Below are 4202 nucleotides of genomic sequence, written 5' to 3'. Positions count from 1 at the left end.
ACCTTTTCTGTGAAAGGGAGCCATATCAATGAAGTTATACTTAAGGGCAGCGGCCATATGGGAATGTTGGAAGCTCCAAGCAGACTAATTGAAGAAATCATTCGCTTTGTCGAGAAGGATTAAATGAAAAAAGGCCGAGCTGGAAACGAGATAGTGACGTTTCCAGCTTTTTTTTTTTGAAAAGGAAATAGTTTCCCTTTTGCATAGAACGTTCATTCGGTAGAATAGACGTATGAGGTGGTTATATGAAACTGCGAAAAAATTTACAAGAAGTCATCAATGATTTAAAAATAAATGAAGACTTTAAAGATAATATAGTGCATTGGCAAGTAATTGAAGCAAAAGAGGCAAAACATGTACCTTTTCCCGATGCAATGAATGATAAAATTAAGCATGCTCTTGAATTACGGGGGATAAATGGATTGTATAGCCATCAGGCAACAGCATTTGATACTGCTGTCAGTGGCAATAGCCTTGTAGCGGTCACACCTACAGCTTCTGGAAAAACATTATGCTATAATTTGCCGGTCCTTCAAAAAATACTGGAAGATGAAAAAACAAGGGCGCTTTATATTTTTCCGACAAAAGCACTGAGTTATGACCAAAAAAGCGAATTGAATGAAATGATTCATGAAATGGATGCTCAAATAAATAGTTATACATATGATGGGGACACACCTTCAAATATCAGGCAAAAAATCCGCCAGGCAGGGCATATCGTGATCACCAATCCTGATATGCTCCATTCCGGAATCCTGCCCCATCATACGAAATGGGTCTCTTTGTTTGAAAACTTGAAGTATGTGGTAATTGATGAACTTCATATCTACCGCGGCGTTTTCGGAAGTCATACAGCCAACGTCATAAGAAGGTTAAAAAGGATTTGCAAGTTTTATGGAAGCGACCCTGTATTCATTTGTACTTCCGCTACGATCAATAATCCAAAAGAATTGGCAGAAGAGCTCACGGAAAAACAAATGGTCCTTATCGATAATAACGGAGCCCCAAGTGGGAAAAAGCATTTTGTGTTTTACAATCCCCCAATAGTAAATAAACCGCTGAATATACGGAGGAGTGCGGTTTTGGAAGTCAGGAAACTGGCAAATGAATTTTTGAAAAATAAAATTCAAACGATTGTTTTTGCGCGAAGCAGGGTTCGTGTGGAAATTCTATTGACATATTTACAGGAACTTGTGTCAAAGCAATTGGGGCCAAAATCGATCAGGGGCTATCGCGGTGGATATCTGCCAACACAGCGCAGAGAAATTGAACAAGGCCTCAGGGATGGTTCCATTTATGGAGTGGTTTCCACAAATGCACTTGAGCTGGGCGTCGATATCGGCCAGCTTCAGGTTTGCATTATGACTGGTTATCCTGGATCCATATCAAGTGCATGGCAGCAGGCGGGACGAGCAGGAAGAAGGCATGGTGAAGCATTGATCATCATGGTCGGCAGTTCCAGTGCCCTTGATCAATATATCGTACAGCATCCCGAATATTTCTTTACCAGAAATCCAGAAACTGCAAGAATCAATCCAGATAATCTTTTGATTTTGGTTGATCATGTAAAATGTGCAGCATATGAGCTTCCATTTAAAAAAGGCGATACCTTCGGGGAAACAGAGATTATGGACGTTCTTGAATTCCTTACGGAAGAAAGGGTCTTACACTTAAATGGGGACAAATGGCATTGGATGAATGATGCTTTTCCAGCAAGCAATATCAGCCTGCGTTCAGCGGCACAGGAAAATGTCGTGATCATCGATCAAACGAATGCACCGGTTAATCGGGTCATAGGGGAAATGGATACGTTCAGTGCAATGACCCTCCTCCACGATGAAGCCATTTATTTGCACCAGGGAATTCAATTTCAGGTGGAAGAACTTGATTGGGATGAAAAGAAAGCTTATGTACGTGAAGTCAATGTGGACTATTATACGGATGCTAACCTTGCCGTTCAGTTGTCTGTATTGGAAGTCGATAAACAGCGAACTTTCGCTTCCACAGCAGCTGCTTTTGGTGATGTTGCAATCCGGGCGATGCCTACGATCTTCAAAAAAATCAAATTCGAAACTCATGAGAATATTGGTTCAGGACCAATCAGTCTCCCGGAGATGGAACTGCACACGAGTTCAGCCATGCTTTCCATGGATCCCGATATATTTAAGTGGGACGAAAATCGGATAGAACAAGGAATGATAGGTGCCTCCCATGCTCTTAATTACATGATTCCACTACATGTTATGTGCGATCCGCATGATATTCATGTTTATCCGCAGGTTAAGGCAGCACATAATGAAAAACCGACCATTTTTATCTATGATAGTTATCCGGGAGGCATAGGGTTAAGTGATAAAGTATATGAAAATTCTGAAGTCATTCTGCTTGAAACAATATCAATGATTGAAAATTGCGCTTGTGAAAGCGGCTGTCCTTCCTGTATCGGGACGGAATCCGCAACGAAAACAGCCAAGAGTGATGCCAAAGAATTATTGGGTCAATTTTGTAAGCAAAAACATTAATAAATCGCAGAGATAAGTGAAAAGAGGTGTAATTTCATGTCATTAAAAAATAAATTGAACCGTATGAAAACGCATATGAACCTAGGGAAGCATCCTTCTCCCGTTGAAGAAGGTGACCGGACAGTGAATGAAGAAATTCCTTACTATGAAAAGTGGCTGGAGAACGATACCGTTTCCTTTCACTTCGATGGTGACTATTGTTTCATTAGGGAAGTCCGCTACCCCATAAATCACAAACACGGGTTATATGCATTTTCCGAGCTGAAAAAGGTTGTAAAAGAGTGGAATCAAACTTCATTGGAGCATCCACTATCCGCTAGGGGCGTTAAAAGTGAAGATCTGTTTTTCTTCGATACGGAAACAACAGGGCTTGGAGGGGGAGCCGGCAATACCATTTTTTTACTTGGCTATGCTTATTTAGAAGGTGAAGAAGTAGTCGTGAAGCAACATATCCTTCCGCAGCCTGGAAGTGAAATCCCGCTTTATCAAAGCTTTCTGGAAAACATCAATTACGAAGCGCTTGTCACATATAATGGTAAATCTTTTGATTGGCCCCAGTTAAAAACCAGACATACCTTGATAAAAGAGCATGTACCGAAACTACCGGAATTCGGACATTTCGATTTATATCATGCTTCAAGACGCCTTTGGAAAAACAAATTGGAACGAGTGAAATTATCAGCGGTCGAAACAGATATTCTAGGTGTTTATAGGGAGGATGATATTCCTGGATATTTGGCGCCGATGATTTATTTTGATTTTGTTGAGCGGAAGAATCCGGAAATTCTGTTTGGAATCATGAAGCATAATGAATTGGATATCTTATCATTGATCACATTGTATATTCATTTGTCCCGAAAAATCCTCCAAATCGATGGATATACGGAAGAGTCCATGGAAATTGCACGATGGCTCGCTTATTTGGGAAAAAAAGAGGAGTCAGTTGAGACATATCAAAAAATATTGGAAGCAGGAAATGAGGAAGAACGGATAATCGCTGGCCATGCCTTAGCCTTCCAGAAAAAGAAGCAAAAACTATTCAATGAAGCTTTGGAAATTTGGAAGGAAGCCGCCTTAAAAGGAAATGTGCAAATAAGGATACAGGCACAGATTGAATGTGCAAAATTATACGAACATCAATTTAAGGACGTCGGACTTGCTCTAAAATGTTCAATAATCGCACTTCAAGAGATGGTAAGCGAAGGGACCCTACCAAGGAAAAAACAGTTGGAATTGGAAAAGAGGATTCATCGGCTCGAAAAGAAAGAGCAATCTAAGGGTATTTCTATATAATATAGGGGAATTAATTGCTCTGTTAGTGCAAAAGGCTGAAAATAAAAAATATGTATACAATTATTGTAGCCTTCAACTATTATGTGTAAAATGGAAAGAGTTGAGGGTGAAATTCTGAAGCGTTCATTTCATTCCTTTACATCATAAATTCAAGGTGAAAGCGGAGCGAAGAAATGTATAAAACGACTTTATTTCTATTTTTTGTTGTCCTTTGTTTAACGATTGTATTATTTACTTCTTTAAAAGACAGTCTCTATTCCTTTTTATAGAAAATTACCCAGTATATTTGAAGGGATAGCATAAATAATAGTGTACTTTATCGACAGCCATACATCGTTTTATACTTATTCTGTATAATTAGGTCATTTCATCAGTACACGTATCCCC

Annotated in this window: 2 protein-coding genes; both read left to right on the top strand. The window is 39.5% G+C overall.

The features are described from left to right. Positions 1-245 precede the first annotated feature (245 nt). Positions 246-2522 carry a DEAD/DEAH box helicase gene (locus ACFVSH_RS23640; RefSeq protein WP_387597519.1) on the top strand — a complete coding sequence of 759 codons (2277 nt, stop codon included), beginning with the start codon at positions 246-248 and terminating at the stop codon, positions 2520-2522. A gap of 36 nt (positions 2523-2558) precedes the next feature. Then, positions 2559-3815 carry a ribonuclease H-like domain-containing protein gene (locus ACFVSH_RS23635; RefSeq protein ID WP_387597516.1) on the top strand — a complete coding sequence of 419 codons (1257 nt, stop codon included), beginning with the start codon at positions 2559-2561 and terminating at the stop codon, positions 3813-3815. Positions 3816-4202: the final 387 nt, after the last annotated feature.

The organism is Peribacillus sp. NPDC058002 (assembly GCF_042886655.1).
GTDB lineage: Bacteria > Bacillota > Bacilli > Bacillales > DSM-1321 > Peribacillus > Peribacillus aracenensis.
Note: the sequence above shows the minus strand (reverse complement) of the source record. Positions and strands in the feature narration are given on the sequence as shown.